Annotated in this window: 17 protein-coding genes; 11 read left to right on the plus strand and 6 right to left on the minus strand. The window is 60.8% G+C overall.

The genetic code is table 11. The annotated features are described in order from the left end of the window. Positions 1-51: 51 nt before the first annotated feature. Together ASG19_RS00910 and ASG19_RS00915 are read left to right on the plus strand one after the other, a co-directional pair. Positions 52-615, plus strand: a complete 564-nt coding sequence (locus ASG19_RS00910) for a CGNR zinc finger domain-containing protein (RefSeq protein WP_062453317.1) — start codon at positions 52-54, stop codon at positions 613-615. Then, complete coding sequence (locus ASG19_RS00915; protein WP_062453318.1) at positions 612-1,130, plus strand: hypothetical protein; 519 nt, start codon at positions 612-614, stop codon at positions 1,128-1,130. The genes ASG19_RS00910 and ASG19_RS00915 overlap by 4 nt, the downstream gene beginning before the upstream one ends. Before the next feature lie 73 nt (positions 1,131-1,203). Here ASG19_RS00915 and ndk read toward each other — a convergent pair whose 3' ends face one another. Together ndk and ASG19_RS00925 are read right to left on the minus strand one after the other, a co-directional pair. Continuing rightward, positions 1,204-1,626, minus strand: coding sequence for a nucleoside-diphosphate kinase (ndk, locus tag ASG19_RS00920; RefSeq protein ID WP_062453319.1), 423 nt, complete (start codon positions 1,624-1,626; stop codon positions 1,204-1,206). Positions 1,627-1,707: 81 nt separating this feature from the next. After that, on the minus strand, positions 1,708-2,397 hold the full coding sequence (locus ASG19_RS00925) for a glutathione S-transferase family protein (RefSeq protein ID WP_062454742.1): 690 nt from the start codon (positions 2,395-2,397) through the stop codon (positions 1,708-1,710). A 152-nt stretch (positions 2,398-2,549) separates the two neighbouring features. On the opposite strand from ASG19_RS00925, the gene ASG19_RS00930 reads away from it, so the two are divergent. Then, the gene (locus ASG19_RS00930; RefSeq protein ID WP_062453320.1) at positions 2,550-3,065 is read left to right on the plus strand and encodes a DinB family protein; all 516 of its coding nucleotides are present in this window, start codon (positions 2,550-2,552) and stop codon (positions 3,063-3,065) included. Between the two features lie 174 nt (positions 3,066-3,239). Beyond that, a complete protein-coding gene (locus ASG19_RS00935) occupies positions 3,240-4,289 on the plus strand; it encodes a diguanylate cyclase (RefSeq protein ID WP_062453321.1) in 1,050 nt (349 codons plus the stop codon). Positions 4,290-4,380: 91 nt separating this feature from the next. Here ASG19_RS00935 and ASG19_RS00940 read toward each other — a convergent pair whose 3' ends face one another. Continuing rightward, the gene (locus tag ASG19_RS00940) at positions 4,381-5,103 is read right to left on the minus strand and encodes a hypothetical protein (RefSeq protein ID WP_062453322.1); all 723 of its coding nucleotides are present in this window, start codon (positions 5,101-5,103) and stop codon (positions 4,381-4,383) included. Positions 5,104-5,309: 206 nt separating this feature from the next. Here ASG19_RS00940 and ASG19_RS00945 point away from each other — a divergent pair, with 206 nt between their 5' ends. Beyond that, on the plus strand, positions 5,310-6,023 hold the full coding sequence (locus tag ASG19_RS00945; protein WP_062453323.1) for a Crp/Fnr family transcriptional regulator: 714 nt from the start codon (positions 5,310-5,312) through the stop codon (positions 6,021-6,023). 78 nt (positions 6,024-6,101) lie between these two features. On the opposite strand, the gene ASG19_RS00950 is transcribed toward ASG19_RS00945, so the two are convergent. Beyond that, the gene (locus ASG19_RS00950) at positions 6,102-6,980 is read right to left on the minus strand and encodes a hypothetical protein (protein WP_062453324.1); all 879 of its coding nucleotides are present in this window, start codon (positions 6,978-6,980) and stop codon (positions 6,102-6,104) included. 206 nt (positions 6,981-7,186) lie between these two features. Here ASG19_RS00950 and ASG19_RS00955 point away from each other — a divergent pair, with 206 nt between their 5' ends. The 3 genes from ASG19_RS00955 to ASG19_RS00965 all read left to right on the plus strand — a co-directional run bounded on the left by ASG19_RS00955 (position 7,187) and on the right by ASG19_RS00965 (position 11,517). Then, a complete protein-coding gene (locus ASG19_RS00955; protein WP_062453325.1) occupies positions 7,187-9,070 on the plus strand; it encodes an ABC-F family ATP-binding cassette domain-containing protein in 1,884 nt (627 codons plus the stop codon). Positions 9,071-9,140: 70 nt separating this feature from the next. Further along, complete coding sequence (locus ASG19_RS00960; RefSeq protein ID WP_062453326.1) at positions 9,141-11,183, plus strand: prolyl oligopeptidase family serine peptidase; 2,043 nt, start codon at positions 9,141-9,143, stop codon at positions 11,181-11,183. 70 nt (positions 11,184-11,253) lie between these two features. Continuing rightward, a complete protein-coding gene (locus ASG19_RS00965; protein WP_062454744.1) occupies positions 11,254-11,517 on the plus strand; it encodes a type II toxin-antitoxin system VapB family antitoxin in 264 nt (87 codons plus the stop codon). 14 nt (positions 11,518-11,531) lie between these two features. Here ASG19_RS00965 and ASG19_RS00970 read toward each other — a convergent pair whose 3' ends face one another. After that, positions 11,532-11,981 carry a DNA polymerase III subunit chi gene (locus tag ASG19_RS00970; RefSeq protein ID WP_062453327.1) on the minus strand — a complete coding sequence of 150 codons (450 nt, stop codon included), beginning with the start codon at positions 11,979-11,981 and terminating at the stop codon, positions 11,532-11,534. After that, the gene (locus ASG19_RS00975) at positions 11,981-13,474 is read right to left on the minus strand and encodes a leucyl aminopeptidase (protein ID WP_062453328.1); all 1,494 of its coding nucleotides are present in this window, start codon (positions 13,472-13,474) and stop codon (positions 11,981-11,983) included. The genes ASG19_RS00970 and ASG19_RS00975 overlap by 1 nt, the downstream gene beginning before the upstream one ends. Positions 13,475-13,751: 277 nt before the next feature. Here ASG19_RS00975 and ASG19_RS00980 point away from each other — a divergent pair, with 277 nt between their 5' ends. Genes ASG19_RS00980 through ASG19_RS00990 form a run of 3 tightly spaced genes read left to right on the plus strand, consistent with a single transcriptional unit; the run spans position 13,752 to position 18,351 of the window. Continuing rightward, a complete protein-coding gene (locus ASG19_RS00980; RefSeq protein ID WP_062453329.1) occupies positions 13,752-14,933 on the plus strand; it encodes an LptF/LptG family permease in 1,182 nt (393 codons plus the stop codon). Beyond that, a complete protein-coding gene (gene lptG / locus ASG19_RS00985) occupies positions 14,930-16,018 on the plus strand; it encodes an LPS export ABC transporter permease LptG (protein ID WP_062453330.1) in 1,089 nt (362 codons plus the stop codon). Before ASG19_RS00980 ends, lptG begins: the two co-directional genes overlap by 4 nt. Beyond that, on the plus strand, positions 16,018-18,351 hold the full coding sequence (locus ASG19_RS00990) for an LPS-assembly protein LptD (protein WP_062453331.1): 2,334 nt from the start codon (positions 16,018-16,020) through the stop codon (positions 18,349-18,351). The genes lptG and ASG19_RS00990 overlap by 1 nt, the downstream gene beginning before the upstream one ends. The last annotated feature ends 92 nt before the right edge of the window (positions 18,352-18,443 follow it).

Consider the following 18,443-nt stretch of genomic DNA (forward strand, 5'->3'; position numbering starts at 1 on the left):
GATGACACGAATATAACTGGTAAACCGCGTTACACCAGTTATAATTCTGGGATGGATTTCACCTGGACCCCGCATCGTTTCGTCGGTGGCGCCTTGGCGCTCGATGTCGCCAACAGCGTCATACTGCGCATCGATCCGTCACGCCGCATTGATCGCTTCGCCTCTCCGCAGCAGATGGATGCCTTTCCCGAGGCGGCCGGAGAATTCTCGGCGGAGCGGGCGTTGTTTGGAGAAGTGACGCCAGTCGCCGCGGAAAGACGCGCCGATTTCCTCGTGCTTCGGGAAGCGATCGACCGGTATTTCCGTGCTCGAGCGGATGGCGAGGATGACCCGCACAAACTGGCCGATCTGCTTGGCGCGACGGCTGTGGCGTTGCGCGGAACCGGCACCGGCTCACTTGAGGCCGCCACCGCCCGCTCGGCCTTGCGGCTTCTCGGCGACGATCAGATTTCCCGCCTGAAGACCTGCGGCAATTGCGGCTGGCTGTTTATCGACCGAAGCCGCAACCGCAGCAGAAGCTGGTGCGACATGACCGTCTGCGGCAACCGCGTGAAGGCGAACCGCCACTATCGCCGCAGCCGCGATGGCGGACCTTCGGCTGGAGACGCAACATGAGGTGGAGGGCAGCGATATCAGCCGGGCTCTGCGTGATGGGCCTGATTGTGACTGGCTGCCAGCGACCGTCGGAAGGCGTGTATTTCGAACTGTCCGGCCGGATTTTCGTCTTCAACTACCGGGTGGCTACCGCTAACTACCTCGTCACGCTTCGAAAGGTCGCCGCCACCCCTAAGGAAAGCCACGCCAGAGCGGAATTCGAAGATCCGCAGGGCGGACCGGCGCTTTTCACCGTAGAGAAAGTTCTCGATGTCGACGATGTGCTCACGCTTGCCAGCCCGTTCGTCCAGTGCGTCCGGAAGGACAGGCCCTACCGCGTGGCCATCACGCTGACAGGCGCGTCCGGCGAGGTGCTGCAGGTGATCGAAACCACCGTGACGTCGGATGTCGATCAGTCTGTGATACCGGCGGCACCGCTGGTCGTCGGCCCAGCCTACACACCCAACCCCGACATGTTCAAGGCCGATGGCTCGACCGACTTCTCAGGGCGAACCGGCTGCCCGGCGACGCCATGACCTTGCCGCAGACACCAAAAAAGGCCGGAGCGAATGCCCCGGCCTTTGAAGATCAAACCGATCCGCGCAGCAATCAGCCGACGATTTCGGTTTCGGCGAACCAGTAAGCGATTTCCTGAGCAGCGGTTTCCGGAGCATCCGAACCGTGAACCGAATTTTCACCGATCGACAGGGCGAACTGCTTGCGGATCGTGCCTTCGTCGGCGTTGGCCGGGTTGGTCGCGCCCATGATTTCGCGGTTCTTCAGGATGGCGCCTTCGCCTTCGAGAACCTGAACGATGGTCGGGCCGGACGTCATGCCGTCGACGAGTTCGCCGAAGAAAGGACGTTCCTTGTGAACGGCGTAGAAGCCTTCAGCTTCGCGCTTGCTCATCCAGACGCGCTTGGATGCGATGATGCGCAGGCCGTTGTCTTCAAATACCTTGGTGATGGCACCGGTCAGGTTGCGCTTCGTTGCGTCCGGCTTGATCATCGAAAACGTGCGTTCAATCGCCATTGGTCTCATCCTTTGTTTCCACGGAAAGTGGGCGGTGTTTAACCGCCCCTTTCGCCGGAAACAAGGGGGATGGGCCTAATTTCACGCAGCCGTCACAACGCGTCCTGCGCTGTCATGAAGGTCGAGCAGACGCTCGAACCACGAAGCCAGCAAGCCGTCCTTGCCCAGCACGTCGGCACCATCCGTCACCCGCAGCCACTGCAGCGCGCCGAACAGAATGTAGTCGGCAAACAGCGGCGCCTCGCCGCCAAGGAAAGGCTGGAATTTCAGCGTGTGCGTAACCGGCTTCAGTTTCTCGGCGAAGGTGTCGATTTCCCTCTGCCGGTCGGCGGCGACCTCTTCCAGCGACCGGCCGAATATGGCCTCGCGGCTGCTGCGGAAATAGGCCTGGTCGGCCGGCCCCAGCGTATCGTGTACGCTCTTGATTGCGATCCTCGCGATTGCGCCGTGTACCACCGTCTGCGAAAAACCCTCGACAAACCGGGAAAGCGCCTTGCCGCCTTCCCCGCCGAACAGGGTCGGACGGTCGGGATAGCGCTCGTCCAGATAGACCGCGATGTCGAAACTGTCACGGATCAATTCGTTTCCGTCCCGCAGGATCGGCACGGTCTTGGAAAACCCGTTCTCCAGGTTGGGGATCTGCGTAAACGGTGTCGGCTGCTCCGTGTATTCGAGCCCCTTGTGCTTGAGCGCCATCACCACTTTCCACGCATGCGGCGAAAATGGCCGGTGCGCGTCAGCGCCGCAGAGGGAATAGAGAATGCGTGTCATCATGGGCTCCTGATCTGTCACTCACCGCACATGATGGGATGGGAAGCCTCACAAATCCAGTCAGGAAATTTCATGGGTGGTATCAACCCCTGCCCCTCGGGTTGGCCGACAAATCCGGTATGATTACACGTGAACAACCGGAGACGCTTTGAATGCTGCGCCATTTCCAGATGCTTGCCGCTTACAATTCCTGGGCAAATTCACAGGTCTACGATGCCTGTGCCGCGCTGACGGACGCCGAATACCGCGAAGATCGTGGCGCCTTCTTCGGACCAATCCACCGCACGCTCAACCACATTCTCGTTGCCGACCGCATCTGGATGCGCCGCCTGACCGGAGACGGCACGGCCTCGACGGATCTGGGGGCCGTTCTGTTCGAGGATTTCTCTGACCTGCGCACGGCGCGTGACGCAGAAGATGTCCGTATTACGAACTATCTCGGGTCTCTGACCGATAACGCGCTCAGCACCACCGTCACCTATACGCCGGTGACCGTTCCGACGGAGGTCACCGAACCAGTGGCGCCTGTTCTCGCCCATCTCTTCAACCACCAGACCCACCACCGGGGGCAGGTGCACGCCATCCTCACCTCGCTCGGCAAGCCCTCCGTAGTGCTCGATATGATCGCCTTCCTACGGGGGCATGGAAAACAGTGGATGCAGGTTTAACGTAATACGGCTTTAGGACAAACAGGGGTTGTGAACTCAGCCTTAACCGTATTCGCAACGAGACGTCTTCAAACGCCTGACAAAAGCCAACGTTTCAGGCGTTCTTAACCCTCGATCTCGCGTAATGTCTTCCTGAAACGAGACAGTAACGAGACCCTGAGGAATAGGTGGATCATGTCGGCGGACAATGCACGGCAATCGCGTGACAGGAGCCTGGCTGTCGTGGCGCAGCAGATGGCAAAGCAGGACGTTGCCGGTCTTCCACGCAACTACACGCTGTTCCACGAAGCGCTGTCGGGGTCCGATCCGGCGCTTACCCGCGACGTCGCCACCCTTCCGGCCGGCGCTACCCAGGCCCAGATCGACGAGATCGGCCTGCGCTACCAGCTTCCCGGCTTCGTGGTTCTATCGATCGCCAACCGGGACGAGGAAACGAGACGCGTTCTCGATCTCGTCGGCACGATTGCCCAGGCCACGCTGAAGAAGCAGAATTTCGTACGTGCGCTGGAGACGGCGGCCGAAAGCCTTCGGAGCGGAAGTGCCAGCGGTCTCGCCGACATCCAGGCCGAGCTCGATCATCTTCAGGCGAACCTCAGCGAAACGCTCTCCGCCGAGATCGGTCTCACCAAATCTCTGGAGCTTGCCGCCGACCGGCTGCTGATGTCGAGCAATCTGGCGGAAGCGGCCCGAACCAATTCTCTGTCCGACCGGCTGACCGGGCTTCCCAACCATGTGGCGCTGGCTGAAAAGCTGGATCTGCTCTACGCGCCTGCCGCCGAGCATCGCGCGGCCGCGCTGTTTGTCGTCCGCCTCGTCGATCTCGGCGAGATGGCGCAGACCTATGGCCAGGTGACTGCCGGCCGGATCGTCAAGCGCGCCGCCGCGATTTTCCGCAAGGCGATCAAGAAGAACGACTTTCTGGCCCGGACCGCGACCGACAGCTTTGCGTTTCTGTTCGAGGATGTTGATCGGAGCGGTGCAAAAGCGATCGCCGATCGACTCGTAACTTCGATCGCCGACAGCCTCGTGTTTGCAGGTTCCGGTGAAGGGCATTACCCCCACATGCGGCTGTCGATCGGCGTGGCGCTCTCGACCGAGGCATTCTCGCCGCAACAGATCAAGCTGCATGCGGCAACGGCACTCGAAAGTCTTCGTGCCCAGGGTTCAGGCGCCGGAACCGACACCGTGGCGATCTTCGGCGATCCAAGCCGTCGCGTTTCCTGAACGCATCGACCGATCCCCCATACGACGTTGACGCGGCGGCCCATCCGGGCGCCGCGTCCTGCATTTCAGCAAAAAGTCGATCGCGTCGGCGTCAGGCGGGAACGAACTGGTTTTCCTGCGTGAAGCGGATTGTCTTTCTGGTCACGCCCTGCGCGAACTGGACCGGAAACGCTGCGGACGAGATGGCCGTATCGATCACCTGCCCCTCGATGAACGAGCCGGCGATGATGAAATAGCTCGGCTTCGGCGTGAATGTGTAGTCGAGGTTTGGCTCGAGCTGCACGGCGACGGCCGGTTTGCCGCCCATCGCAAGACCCACGTTCAGCGACATCCGGACACTGGCCTGCTGCAGAACCGACGGGATCAGGTTGTTCGCCCGCACGAGAAAGACACCTGCGGGGCCGCTGGTCGGATTTGTCGGGAACGCCGGAGCACCGTTCGGGAACGCGCCCTGATAGGTTACGGCGACGTTGTTCAGGCCATCGAGAACCACGTCACATTTGCTGGCGGTAGCAAATGCCCGCGGGTTGAGTGTCGAACCCAGTTCCTGGATGTAACCGGCGCTGATCGAGTAGTCGATCGTCCAGCTGAATACCGACGTGCTCGGGTTTTCCGGGCTGCCCGAGGCCGCGTTGCCGATCATCCATGCCAGAGACAACGGGCTCTGCGACGCGCCGACCACGTCCGGTATCGTCTGGAACAACGCATAACTCTGGAACTTCGGGTTCTCGTTCATGACCGTAAGCGTATAGGGCGTTCCCAGATCCTGTTTCTCGAAGATCTCGATCGATTCCCTTCCCATCATAACACGCATGCTGACCTCTCCTCTTTCACATTCTTGCCGCCGCGACATGCGGACCGGACCGAGCGGCCCGTTCGGCTACCAACGGCAATTCCTGCCGTGAGCACAACCTAGAATGATTTATCGTCGGAGAATGTCACGCAAGTAACAACTTTTAATTGCATTTATCCGTATCACGGCTCAGACGGCAAGCGACACCTCAGCGTCCGAGTGGGTTTATGACATCGAACCTTATCTCCAAGATCAGCAGCGACATCCGACATTCCGCGTGGTTCGACGATCTCGACGACGACACGTTCTCGCGTCTCGTCTCGGGATCCGCGAGCCGGCTCTATAGGGACGGCCAGACGCTGTTTTTCAGCGGTCAGGCCTGCGACGCGCTGTCGATCATCGTGTCCGGTTGCGTGCACCTCTATTTCATCTCGGAGGATGGGCATGAGGTGATCTTCGCCGAGCTCGGCGCTGGCGACGTTCTGGGAGATGTCGAACTCACCCTCGGCTGCACCCACTTCGCGAACGCGGTCGCGGCCGGTGAGACCCGCGTGATGGTGGTCCGTCGCAGCGCATTCAGTGAGATCACCCGCATGCCCCAGATGTCGGCTTTTCTGATGAAGACATTCGCACGCAAGCTCAGAAAGACGATGGCCTTTGCCGAAGGCATGGCACTGCATACGCTGCAGACCAGGCTTGCGCGTCTTCTCGTCGATCTCGCCCGCCTGCACGGCCGCAGCACAGCGGAGGGGCTGCTGATCGACAGAGCGATATCGCAGGAGAGAATGGGGCAACTGATCAATGCCAGCCGCCCACGAGTGAACGCGCAGCTTCAGGCTTGGAAGGGCGACGGCGTGCTCGGCATGCGGCGCGGCCGCCTGATCATCCTCGACTACCGATCGCTGAAGATCATGTCGCGCGAGGGGGCGACCGACAATTGACAGGGTGGTCCAAGCCGCGACGCCGAGCGCGACGGATTTTGAGTTCCGTCGCGCAGGTCGCCTGCCCTTTTGCGATCGCTACTTGCAGCCACCCTTGACGTACTCGATCATTTCCTCGGTCTCATGCGTGAAATGCGGCCCCTTGACGTTACTAGGGCTGCCATTCGACACGACGCTGAAGATTTCGAATGCCTTATTCTCAGCCGGCAGGAACCACGCTCCGCCACTGGCACCGCCGCCGTACATCGGATGCGGCTTTGCCTCGTAAGCCGTCGCATCGCTGACGCTGATCGACGGGTCCTCCATGAACATGTACTCGCCACCATCCAGCCGTCCGGGATATCCCATCAGGGTGAGTTCGGTTTTCTCAGGCACCTTAGCGAGACGCAGCTGGAATTTTCCAGACGTCGATGCCTTGGTACTGCGCATGACCGCGTAATCGACTGCGGCCGCGGCAAGGCCCGGGACTTGCGGTATCTTCGTCCACGCCGTCAGGACGGACGCCATTTCGATAGGATAAGCCTCGCCCGGCGCTCCGTCATAACCCGGATAGAACACCACGTTGCTGGCCTGGTCTCCATTCAGCCACATGGCGTGTGCCGCCCCGATAATGATCTTGTCGTCGGAGACGAACTGGGCGCTGGCCGCTTGATCGATTCCGCCCAGGCTAAAGAACAGCTTGCCACCGAACTTGAACGGAGCCTCCTTGATCGGTGCCAGCTTGACCTCGGTCCCTTCGAGGGAATGTACGTCGCCACCTGGCATGCCGCTCTCCGGCAGTAGGCCGGGAGCGGGGATTGCATTGCGACGGCGCTCGTCCGTCCAGTAGTCTGCGGTAAAGGCCGCCTGCGCCGCGGTCGGCGCCCAGCAGGTGAACCGGTCATCGGCGAATGCGCCTGTCGGTGCCAGGGAAACCGACACCAAAAGTGTCAGGCATGACGCTTTCCAAAACTTCATCTCTCAACCCTCCTTGTTCGAACATCCGTCAGGGATGCTTCGGCCGAGTGGCCAGGGACGAACCTAGATGGGCGCGGTCTGGAGGGCTGTTCCCGGAGGAACAGGGGGAGATCCTTGAGAGATTGTCCCTTCGCAGCGCACAATGCCCGCAAATCGCGACGGCCGCCGTCTTGCCTTCACGCCCGGTTTCGGCCAAAACCGCGGCCATGATTACCATTACCGACCTTTCCGCCCGTATTGCCGGGCGCCTTCTCCTCGACCATGCCAGCGTGACGCTGCCCGCCGGCACCAAAGCCGGGCTTGTGGGCCGAAACGGTGCGGGCAAATCGACGCTGTTCAAGCTGATTACCGGCGAGCTCAGCTCGGAGACCGGCTCGGTCTCCTATCCGAAGAGCGCCAAGCTCGGACAGGTGGCTCAGGAAGCGCCCGGCACCGAGGATTCGCTGCTGGAAATCGTGCTCGCCGCCGACAAGGAACGGGCAGCGCTGATGGCCGAGTCGGAAACGGCCACCGATCCGGACAGAATTGCCGACATCCAGATGCGCCTCGTCGACATCGACGCCCATTCGGCGGAAGCGCGCGCCGCCAGCATTCTCGCCGGCCTCGGCTTTTCGCAGGAAGCCCAGCTTCGGCCTGCCTCGTCATTTTCCGGCGGCTGGCGCATGCGTGTGGCGCTTGCTTCGGTTCTGTTTGCCGAGCCGGACCTGCTTTTGCTCGACGAGCCGACCAACTATCTCGATCTTGAAGGCACGCTCTGGCTGGAAGATTACGTGCGCCGCTATCCGCACACGGTGATCGTCATCAGCCATGACCGCGACATGCTCAACAATGCGGTCACGTCGATTGTCCATCTCGACCAGAAGAAGCTCACCTTCTATCGCGGCGGCTATGACCAGTTCGAACGCCAGAAGGCGGAAAACGACGAGCTGCAGACCAAGGCCAAGGTGAAGAACGATGCGGCCCGCAAGCATTTGCAGACCTTCATCGACCGCTTCAAGGCCAAGGCCTCCAAGGCCAAGCAGGCGCAGAGCCGCGTCAAGGCGCTGGAGCGGATGGGAACGGTCGCCTCTGTTATCGAGGATCATGTCCAGCCGATCACCTTCCCCGAGCCCGAAAAGCAACCCGCCTCGCCGATCATCTCGGTGCAGAACGGTGCCGTCGGGTACGAGCCGGGCAAGCCGATCCTCAAGAACATCACGCTCCGGATCGACCATGACGACCGCATCGCCCTCCTCGGCTCGAACGGCAACGGCAAGTCGACCTTCGCCAAGTTCATCGCCGGCCGGCTTGCCGCCGAAAGCGGCGAACTGAAGCTCGCGCCAAGCCTGAAGATCGGCTTCTTCGCACAGCACCAGCTCGACGACCTCGTCCCGGGTGATTCTCCCGTGGAGCACGTGCGCCGCCTGATGCCGTCAGTCCCGGAAGGCAAGGTACGCGCCCGCGTCGCCCAGATGGGGCTTGCGACAGAAAAGATGTCGACGCCTGCAAAGGATCTGTCGGGCGGCGAAAAGGCGCGCCTGCTGATGGGGCTTGCCGCCTTCCACGCGCCCAACCTCCTCATCCTCGACGAGCCGACCAACCATCTGGACATCGACAGCCGAAGAGCCCTGATCGAGGCGCTCAACGACTATCAGGGCGCCGTCATACTGATCTCCCATGACCGGCATCTGATCGAGGCGACGGTCGATCGTCTCTGGCTCGTCAACAACGGCACGGTGCAAACCTTCGAGGGAGATCTCGAAGAATACCGCGACCTGATTGTCAGTTCCGGTAAAAAAAAAGAAGAAAAACCGCAGCTGATTGACGATGCGGCATCGAAGGTCGAACAGCGCAAGGCGAGCGCGGAAAGGCGTGCCTCGCTCGCCCCGTTGCGCAAAAAGATCAACGATGCCGAGGCCTTGACCGCCAAGCTTGAGAAGCTGATTCAGGCGCTTGATAAAGAGCTTGCAGACCCGGCGCTCTATGAAAAGACGCCGGCAAAGGCTGCAACCAAGGCCAAGGAACGGGGCGAGGCCGCGGCCAAGCTCTCGGCCGCCGAAGAGCAATGGCTGATGCTGTCTTCCGAATACGAAGAGGCGATGGCCGGCTGAGTTTCGTAATCCGGTTGCCCCTGCCCCTCTGCATGCCTAGCTAAGGTGCTGCAGCCAGAGGAGGCCTTCGATGGATCTTTATCTCGAAACCGACGACGACGCCCGCACGCTCGCCTTTATCGCCGAGCAGAACGCGATCTCGGCGGACGCCCTGGAAACACCCCAATTCGAAGCGGACCGCGACACGCTGAAGGCGATGTTTGAGCGCGAGGACCGGCTGATCGTGCCGGCGCGGCGCGGACGCTGGCAGTTCGACTTTCATCGCACCAAGGACAATCCCCTCGGTCTCTGGCGCCGACTACCGGCAGCAGACGAGCCGCGCCACGACGCGGCCTGGGAAACCATTTTCGATTTCGACGCCTTTTGCGTTACCGAAGGCAAGCGCTGGATCTATAGTGGCGCCGTCACCTCCCCTTACGAGCCGACCCGCGTTCTCGTCATCCTGTCCGACGGCGGATCCGACCAGATGCGATTGCTGGAGTTCGACACGGAGGCGAAGGCGGTCGTCGAGGGCGGTTTCGACACACCGGCAGCGCGAGCCCATGCAAGCTGGATCGGTCCCGACGAGATTGCCTATTTCGGCTCGATCGACGAGAACTCCGCCACCCGCTCGGGCTGGCCCCGCGTCGGACGCCGTCTCAAACGCGGCATGGATCCGAAGGATGCGCCGATCCTGTTCGAGGCAGGCCCGGACGACGTTCAGGCGACCGGCGGGATCATCGATCCACTGTTCTGGAACGGCGGACCGGACGAGAAGCCGATCGAGTTCTTTACCGTCATCCACGAGATCGACCGGATGAGCGTCCATGTCCGCGATGGACAAGGTGCGCTCCGGCGTCTCGATCTGCCCGACAGGATCGATGTCACCGCCAACCATCGCCATCTGCTCTGGCGCGCCAAGAGTGACGAGCGCTATCCGACCGGCAGCCTGATCCTGCAGGAATTCATCACGTTTTCGGATGAACCTCTGGGCGCGGCCCGTGTCGTCTTCGCTCCAGAACACGGCCAGACCGTCACCCAGTTCTCGCTGTTCAAGACCTGGGGCGCGATCATCGTCAGCGACGTGATGGTGCCGCGGTTATTCCTGATTGACCTCACGAAACCGGATGCGCAGCCGCAGGAACTGCAGCTGCCGTCCACTCTGCAGACCGTCGGATTCCGCACGCTCGATGCCGACCTCACGCGCGGCGAGGAAATCCTGACCGTCATCGGCCAGGGCTTCCTGCAGCCTTACGGGACATGGCGTCTCGACCTGACGGATCGCGCCCGCTTGCCCGATTTGGTTCCGACAGGCGTCTCTCCCGCCTATTTCGATGCGCAAGGGATGCAGTCCGAGCTTCTGCAGGCGACATCGGAAGACGGGACGAAAATCCCCTATCACATCGTCTATCCGAAGACGTGGGAGAAGGGCGAACTGCCGGTCCTGATGTATGGCTATGGTGGTTTCGGCTGGCCGCTTGCTCCCTACTACTCGGGCAATACCGGCGTCTGGCTCGAGCATGGCGGCGCCTATGTACAGGCCTATATCCGCGGCGGCGCGGAATTCGGCCCCGACTGGCACACGGTCGCCAAGGGCAAGGGCCGTCACAAGGCGTTCGAGGATTTCGTCGCAGTCTCCCGCGATCTTGTCGCACGTGGCATCACAAAACCGTCGCGCATCGCCTGCCATGGCGGCAGCAATGGCGGTCTTCTGACCGCGGTCATGGCAACCCGTTACCCGGAAGACTTCGGCGCGATCTGGACCTCGGTCCCCGTCATCGACATGTCGCGCTTCCACGTCTTCCCAGCCGGCAAGGCCTGGATGGATGAATACGGCAACCCTGACGTCGCGGAAGAGCTTGCCGCGATGCTGACCTATTCGCCGCTCCACAATATCGACCCCGCGGCTGAGGTGACCTATCCGCCGATCTACATCGAGAGCTCGACCAACGACGACCGCGTGCATCCATCGCATGCCCGCCGTTTCGCCAAGCGACTGATCGACGCCGGGCATCGTCCTCTGTTTCACGAATACGGCTCGGGCGGCCACGGCGGCGCCGGCGATACGCTTGAACAGGCGGAACGACTTGCCATGGGTTACAGTTTCCTGCGCGAGACGATCATGAAGACGTAAAAGAGAACCGTCGGTTGTGCCGCAACCGCAGATACACTATCGTCCATGAACAACCCCGTGAGGCATGACCATGACGCTTCATATCACCGACCCTGATCTCGATGCGCTTGCCGAACAGGCGCAGAAAATCCTGAATGCTCCGAGCAAGGAGGATGCGGTTCGCCAGGCGCTGGAGCGCGTGGTGGGAGAGGCTTCAGAAGGGATCGACGTCCTGCCCGAGGATAAGAAGCGGCGGCAAAGACTAGACGCCATTCGAGCGAGCTACCTTGCTATGGGTGAGCTCAATCCCGATTTTGACGAAAAGAAATCAACCGACGACATGTCGGAAAGCTGATGTTTCTTGCCTGATCAGGCCTTTTTCACCCAACGTCCCTCGGGCGACTGCTGCCAGTAGGTCAGGGCATGGCCATCGCCCTTCAGCTTCTTCCACTGGGCGCGCGCGCCTTCCAGCTGGAGCTGATCGTAACCGTCGAACATGAAGACGACGCGTTCGTAAGGGTCGAGCGGCGGTGGCTCGGCGCCGTCGACGACGAAGCGCACGGTTGCGGAATTCTGGTTTTCGGGTGTCGCGGTCAGCAGGACCGGTTGCTCCTGCGGCATCGGTGCTGCATCGGTGCCATGCGGCAGGAAGCTGTCATCGCGAAACGTCCACAAATGTGCGTCGAGGAAATCCCGACGCACCTCTTCGGCCGTCTGAACGACCACCTTCCAGCCCCGCTCGATGCTCTTTTCAAGAAGCGCCGGCAGCGCATCCTCAAGCTTCGATTCGGTCAGGTGATAGAACAGAACTTCGGTCATCAGTTCTCGTAGTTCCTGCGAACGAGTTCGTCCAGCAGGCGCACGCCGTAGCCGGATGCCCAGGACTGGTTGATCTCGTTCTGCGGCGAATTGAGCGCCGTTGCCGCGATGTCGAGATGCGCCCAGGGCGTATCGCCGACGAAACGCTTGAGGAACTGCGCCGCGGTGATCGAGCCGGCCTGCCTGCCGCCGCTGTTCTTCATGTCGGCAAAGCGGCTGTCGATCATCTTGTCGTAGTCCTTGGAAAGCGGCATGCGCCAAAGCTTCTCGCCGCTTGTCTCGCCCGCCTGTGTCAGTTCGTCCGCCAGCGCGTCATCGTTGGAAAACAGTCCGGCATGGAGGTTGCCGAGCGCGACAACGATGGCGCCGGTCAGCGTCGCGAGATCGATCATGAAGCGAGGCTTGAAGCGTTCCTTGCAGTACCAGAGCGCATCGCCCAGCACGAGACGGCCTTCCGCATCGGTATTGACGATTTCGATCGTCTGGCCGGACATCGAGGTGACGATATCACCGGGTCTCTGGGCGTTGCCGTCAGGCATGTTCTCGACCAAGCCGATAATGCCGATGACGTTCGCCTTGGCCTTGCGGGCGGCCAGCGTGTGCATCAGGCCTGTCACGGCGGCGGCACCGCCCATGTCGCCCTTCATGTCTTCCATGCCAAGGCTCGGCTTGATCGAGATGCCGCCGGTATCGAAAACGACGCCCTTGCCGATAAAGGCGACCGGCTGATCTCCAGGCGTGCCGCCGTTCCAGGTCATGATCGCCAGCCGCGGCGGCCGGGAAGAGCCTTGGGCGACGCCGAGCAGAGCGCCCATGCCAAGTTCCGTCATCTCGGTTTCCGTCAGGATCTCCACGTCGACGCCGAGCGTTTCCAGATCTTTCGCCTTTTGCGCAAACTCGATCGGGCCAAGCACGTTCGGCGGCAGATTGACGAGGTCGCGGGCGAGAATCACACCCTCGGCAATGGCCTTCGCCGAGACAAATTCCTTAGTCGCCGCATCGGCTTTTGCGGTGACGATGGTGACTGTCACCGTCTTCGGCGACTTGTCCTCGTCCTCGTCTTTCTTCTTGGTCTTGAAGGTATCGAACTTGTAGGCGCGCAGCAGCATTCCCGTGGCGAAATCCGCAGCTTCGGCAGCGCCGACATCGGCACCGGGTGCGTCGAGGAACACCGTCACCTTTTCCATCGTCTTGACCGCAGCGGCTGCGACGCCGCCCGCTTTCAGCCAATCGTAGGCTGTCAGCTTGTCGGCCTTGCCGAGACCCAGCACGATAAGCCGGTCGGCCGTCGATCCGGAAGGCGCCAGAATATCCAGCGTCGCCAATGCCTTGCCCTTGAACTTGGCGATCCCTGCCGCCCTCACCGCGACAGCCTGCGGATCGACTTCGGCGACACCGGCGGCTACGGCATCTCCCGAAAGCTTGAGCTGAATCGCAAGTCCTCCATCGATGACGGCGGAGGCGGAAAAGGCGATATCGAATTTCATGGACATTACAGCTCCAGGCATTGTGGTGCGGAAGAAAGGCCCGATCTTCACCCTTTCGGTCGCGAACGCAAGCGCGCAGGATCGAACTTCTCGCCTTCCTAAAGCCCGTATTGATGTCCAATCCACTGTTTCCAAATGTCACAACGCCGAAGAAAACCGGGGTTGCCAACATTTTGTGACAGGGGCCCTGTCGCAATGCCGTTCCCAATCGCTTAGATAGGCGCGGCTACCATCGATCGAATGCGGGACGAAAGCCCCTTAGGACCTGAGGCATAATGCGGGAATGAAGCTTCTCGAACTCTACATATTGCGCCGAATCCTGCAGATGTTCCTGGTGGCACTCGTTCCGGTGCTCACGATCATCTGGACGATTCAGGTGCTCGGCCGCATCAACCTGGTCACCGACACCGGCCAGTCGATGGGCTCGTTCATGCAGCTCGCAAGCTATATCCTGCCGACCATCATTCCGGTTGTCCTGCCCTTCGCCTTTGTCATCGGCATCACCCAGACGCTGACGGCGATGAACAACGATTCGGAACTGCCTGTGATCGACGCGGCCGGTGCGGCCCGCAGCATCATCTACAAGCCGGTGATCCTGCTCGCGGTCGCGCTCAGCCTCGTCTCCTTCACCATCACCAATTTCATCGAACCCAAATCACGGCTCGGCGCGCGCGAAATGGTCGCAGCTGCCTATGCTGACCTTCTATCTTCCGTGATCGAGGAAAAGACCTTTCGCAGCATCGAGGACGGGCTTTACGTCCAGATCTCCGAGCGCCATTCAGGCCGGGTGCTGAAAGGCCTTTTCATCGTCGATTACCGCGATCCGAATTTCGGCCTGATCTATTATGCCCGCGAAGGATCGGTCGATCCTGGCGGCACATCGCTTACCATGCGCGATGGCGAAGTGCATCGCAAAGGCCCGGACGGCCGGATCTCGATCGTCAAGTTCGCGTCCTATGCGTTCGATCTGTCCGCGATGACCCAATCGGATGAGGGCGGCCTGCCGCTTTACTCCGGTGACCGGCCGCTGAGCTTCCTGCTCAACCCAGACAAGACCGATCCCGCCTATCAGAAAAAGCCCGAGAGCTTCCGCAGCGAACTGCATCGTCGCCTGTCCGACTGGCTGTTCCCGATCACCTTCGCGCTGGTGTCTCTGCTTGTCGCCGGCAACACGCGGTCGCACCGGTCGGCACGGCTGCATCCGATGATCTATGTGCTGCTTTTCGCCTTCCTGCTGCGCTGGCTGGGCTTCTCGGCCACCAATCTGACGGAACGCAACGCCGCCTACGTGCCGCTGGTCTACGCGATTCCGCTGGTGACCTGCCTGGTGACGGGCTTCATGCTGGCCACCAATCGGCAGATCCAGATGCCTCGCCTGTTCAGCCGCAGCATCACGAAAGCGACAACCGTCGTGCAGAAGCGCTTGTCGCCGACGGGACGCGGAACCACGGGAGAAGTGAAATGATCTTCTCCACTCTCGGCCGCTATTTCTTTAAGCGCTATATCAGCACCGCATTCTGGTTCCTGCTCGGTGTCAGCGCCATTATCTTTCTTGCCGATTTCAGCGAGACGAGCCGTCGCCTCTCGGGCCTCAACGGCTACAGCCTCTACGGCGCGCTGGCGATGACGGCGTTGCGCGTGCCGCAGATCCTGCAGCAGGCCATCCCGACGCTGAGCCTGTTTATCGGCATGACGGTGCTGATCGCGCTCAACCGTCGCTACGAACTGGTCGTCACCCGTGCAGCCGGAATTTCCGTCTGGCAGTTCGTCGCACCTTTCATTGTCGGATCGTTTCTGCTCGGTCTGTTCACGCTGTTCGTCGTCAACCCGATCGGCGCCTGGGGCCAGCGCGAATCAATTTCGCTCGAGACCACGTGGCGGCAGGCCAGCAACAAGTCCAAGTCGTCCAAGTTCGTGCCGTGGATCCGCCAGCTGTCCGGCGACGAAGACGTGATCATCGGCGCCAAGACCTATCGCGAGAGCGGTACCGAGCTCCTCGACGTGGTGGTTTTCCACTTCGACAAGGACGACGTCATCACCATGCGGCAGGACGCCAAGACCGCTAAGTTGGAAGATGGTTACTGGCTTCTTAACGACGTTCTGGAGAATCGGCCGGGCGAAATTCCGACCCGTCTCGAGACGGCACAGGTCAAAACCAATTTGAGACGCGAGTATCTCCAGGAGAGCCTTGCTCAGCCGGAAACCGTTGCGTTTCTTGGTCTTTCCCGAAAGATCGAGATCGGCAAATCCTTTGGAATCTCGACGAAGGCGCTGGAAACCCAGTTTCACTCCCTGCTTTCACTGCCGCTGCTGCTCGTCGCCATGACAATGATTGCGGCAACAGTGTCGTTAAAATTCAGTCGCTTCGCACAGTCCAGGTCGATGATTCTGGGTGGAATAGTTTCGGGCTTCGTGCTTTATGTCGTCTCGGTGCTTGTGAAGGCATTCGGGAGCAGCGGGGCGATTCCTCCTTTCGTGGCGGTCTGGATTCCAGTCGTCGTCGCGACTGCCCTGGGCGCTACGATCTTGCTTCATCAGGAGGATGGCTAGTGGCGGTAAGTAACCGCGGAAATATCAGTCGGCTCGCCGCCGCCCTGCTGACCGGTGTGTCTGTATGTGTCTCTGGCGTCGCTGCATTGACGGGCGGCGCGTATGCGCAGGGCCTCGTGCCGGCTGCTGAAGACGGTGCGAAGATGCTTCTGCGCGCCAACGAACTGACCTACAATCAGGACAACAAGCGCGTCACCGCGACCGGTGGCGTCCAGATCTATTACAACCGTTACCGCATGGTCGCGCAGCGGGTGGAATACGATCAGAACACCGGCCGCGTCATGGCAACCGGCAATATCGAGTTCATCGAACCGTCGGGCAGCCGCGTCTACGCGGAAGAGCTCGACGTGACCGACGATTTCGGCCAGGGCTTCATCAATGCCCTGCGCGTGGAAACCACTGACAATACCCGCCTTGCGGCTGAAAGCGCCGAGCGCCAGACCGGCGATATCATGGTGCTCAACAACACCGTGTACACCGCCTGCCTTCCATGCGCCGCCACACCCGGCAAGGCGCCTCTTTGGCAAGTCAAGGCGCAGCGCGTCATTCGCAACGGACAGAAGCATACGATTCGCCTCGAGAATGCACAGTTCGAGTTGTTCGGCTTTTCGCTTGGAAAACTGCCCTTCCCGATCGAGGTTCCCGACGAGACTGTCGAGCGCAAGTCCGGCGTGCTGTTTCCGAAGTTCATCGTCAGCGACAACCTCGGGTTCGGCGTCACCGTCCCCTATTACCATGTCTTCTCGCCAAGCATGGATGCGACGATCAGCCCGACCTACTATTCGAGCCAGGGACTTCTGGTCGAAGGCGAAGTGCGCAACCGGTTCGACAACGGCGACCACACGTTCCGTTTTGCCGGCATCGATCAGCGCGATCCCGGCTCGTTCGACGCTGGCACAAGCGACCGCGAGCAGAACAGCCGCTTCATGGCCGCCTCCAAGGGCGAGTTCCAGATCAACCCGCGCTGGGCCTTCGGCTGGAACGTCATGGCCCAGACGGACGCGAACTTCTCGCGGACCTACAGCCTGACCGATGTCAGCCAGGATACGTTCACCAACGACGTCTACCTGACCGGCCTTGGCAAGCGTAACTATTTCGACCTGCACGCCTACTATTTCGACGTCCAGGACAATGGCACGTCGAACACGCTCGAGCGCCAGCAGGCGATCGCCTATCCGTCGTTGGACTACCAGTATATCGCGCCCGAATCGGTGTACGGCGGTGAGCTTTCGTTCAACGCCAACCTGACCAACCTGTCGCGTCGCGAAGAGGATTCCTACTTCGAGGGCACCACATACCGCTTCCCTGGTCTCGAAGGCGATTACGCCCGCGTGACGACCGAAGCCGAATGGAAGCGCACCTACACGACATCGGGCGGCCTGCTGCTGACGCCGCTGTTTGCAGCACGCGCCGATGGCATCCGCCACGATGTGTCCAATCCGAACTTTGCCTATGACGGCAATCTGGAGCCGAACGGCACGAACGGTCGATACATGCTGACGGCTGGCCTCGAGGCCCGCTATCCGTTCCTGATCACCAGCGAAAACAGCAGCCACATCATCGAGCCGATCGCGCAGATCTATGCGCGTCCGGACGAACAGATGTCCGGCGGCCTCCCGAACGAAGATGCGCAGAGCTTCGTGTTCGATGCCACTTCGCTGTTCGAACGGGACAAGTTCTCCGGCTACGACCGTGTCGAAGGCGGCACCCGTGCCAATGTCGGCTTCCGCTATACCGGTTCGTTCAACAACGGCATCGGCGTGCGCGGCATCTTCGGCCAGTCCTACCAGATTGCCGGCGAGAATTCCTTCGCCAGCGACGATCTGGTTCAGGCCGGCGCCAATTCGGGCCTCGAAACATCGCGATCCGATTACGTCGCCATGGCGGCGATAGACCTGCCGCAGGGCTTCTCGCTTTCCAACAACGTGCGGCTCGATGAAAAGTCGCTCGATATCCGTCGCACCGATACAGCGTTCAGCTATTCCACACCGCGGGTCAGCGGCAAGCTGATCTACACTAAGGTCGATGCGCAGGACGAGTACGGCGACAGCGACGCGACGGACGTGCTGAAGAACAGCATGTCGCTCCGGGTCAACGAAAACTGGTCGCTGGCCGGTTCCGCCACGTGGGACCTGACAGACAGTTCGCTCATCCGGCGCGGCGTCGGTATCAGCTACGCCGACGAGTGCACGATCTTCACGCTTGCCTATACCGACAAGCCTTCGGAAGCCGATGCGAACGACTGGACGATCAGTGCGCGCCTGAGTTTCCGCACGCTTGGCGACGTCAATATCGGCACGACCAAGGATTACGATCAAACCTTCCGTTACTGAGACCGGTAACGGAAGAATCGTCATGGTTTTGCCGCAACGATTGTGCAATCGGACGCCAATCGGCTAGTATGGCGGCCGAAAGCGCGCAAAGT

The organism is Rhizobium sp. Leaf306, assembly GCF_001423425.1.
Classification (GTDB): domain Bacteria; phylum Pseudomonadota; class Alphaproteobacteria; order Rhizobiales; family Rhizobiaceae; genus Neorhizobium; species Neorhizobium soli.

Excerpts from the sequence above, each read along its gene's own strand:
- ASG19_RS00915 (WP_062453318.1), top strand. The coding sequence starts at position 612 with ATGAGGTGGAGGGCAGCGATATCAGCCGGGCTCTGCGTGATGGGCCTG.
- ASG19_RS00910 (WP_062453317.1), top strand. The coding sequence starts at position 52 with ATGGATTTCACCTGGACCCCGCATCGTTTCGTCGGTGGCGCCTTGGCG.
- ASG19_RS00950 (WP_062453324.1), bottom strand. The coding sequence starts at position 6,980 with ATGAAGTTTTGGAAAGCGTCATGCCTGACACTTTTGGTGTCGGTTTCC.
- ASG19_RS00940 (WP_062453322.1), bottom strand. The coding sequence starts at position 5,103 with ATGCGTGTTATGATGGGAAGGGAATCGATCGAGATCTTCGAGAAACAG.
- ASG19_RS00925 (WP_062454742.1), bottom strand. The coding sequence starts at position 2,397 with ATGACACGCATTCTCTATTCCCTCTGCGGCGCTGACGCGCACCGGCCA.
- ASG19_RS00955 (WP_062453325.1), top strand. The coding sequence starts at position 7,187 with ATGATTACCATTACCGACCTTTCCGCCCGTATTGCCGGGCGCCTTCTC.
- ASG19_RS00970 (WP_062453327.1), bottom strand. The coding sequence starts at position 11,981 with ATGACCGAAGTTCTGTTCTATCACCTGACCGAATCGAAGCTTGAGGAT.
- ndk (WP_062453319.1), bottom strand. The coding sequence starts at position 1,626 with ATGGCGATTGAACGCACGTTTTCGATGATCAAGCCGGACGCAACGAAG.
- ASG19_RS00980 (WP_062453329.1), top strand. The coding sequence starts at position 13,752 with ATGAAGCTTCTCGAACTCTACATATTGCGCCGAATCCTGCAGATGTTC.
- ASG19_RS00930 (WP_062453320.1), top strand. The coding sequence starts at position 2,550 with ATGCTGCGCCATTTCCAGATGCTTGCCGCTTACAATTCCTGGGCAAAT.
- ASG19_RS00965 (WP_062454744.1), top strand. The coding sequence starts at position 11,254 with ATGACGCTTCATATCACCGACCCTGATCTCGATGCGCTTGCCGAACAG.
- ASG19_RS00975 (WP_062453328.1), bottom strand. The coding sequence starts at position 13,474 with ATGTCCATGAAATTCGATATCGCCTTTTCCGCCTCCGCCGTCATCGAT.
- lptG (WP_062453330.1), top strand. The coding sequence starts at position 14,930 with ATGATCTTCTCCACTCTCGGCCGCTATTTCTTTAAGCGCTATATCAGC.
- ASG19_RS00960 (WP_062453326.1), top strand. The coding sequence starts at position 9,141 with ATGGATCTTTATCTCGAAACCGACGACGACGCCCGCACGCTCGCCTTT.
- ASG19_RS00945 (WP_062453323.1), top strand. The coding sequence starts at position 5,310 with ATGACATCGAACCTTATCTCCAAGATCAGCAGCGACATCCGACATTCC.
- ASG19_RS00935 (WP_062453321.1), top strand. The coding sequence starts at position 3,240 with ATGTCGGCGGACAATGCACGGCAATCGCGTGACAGGAGCCTGGCTGTC.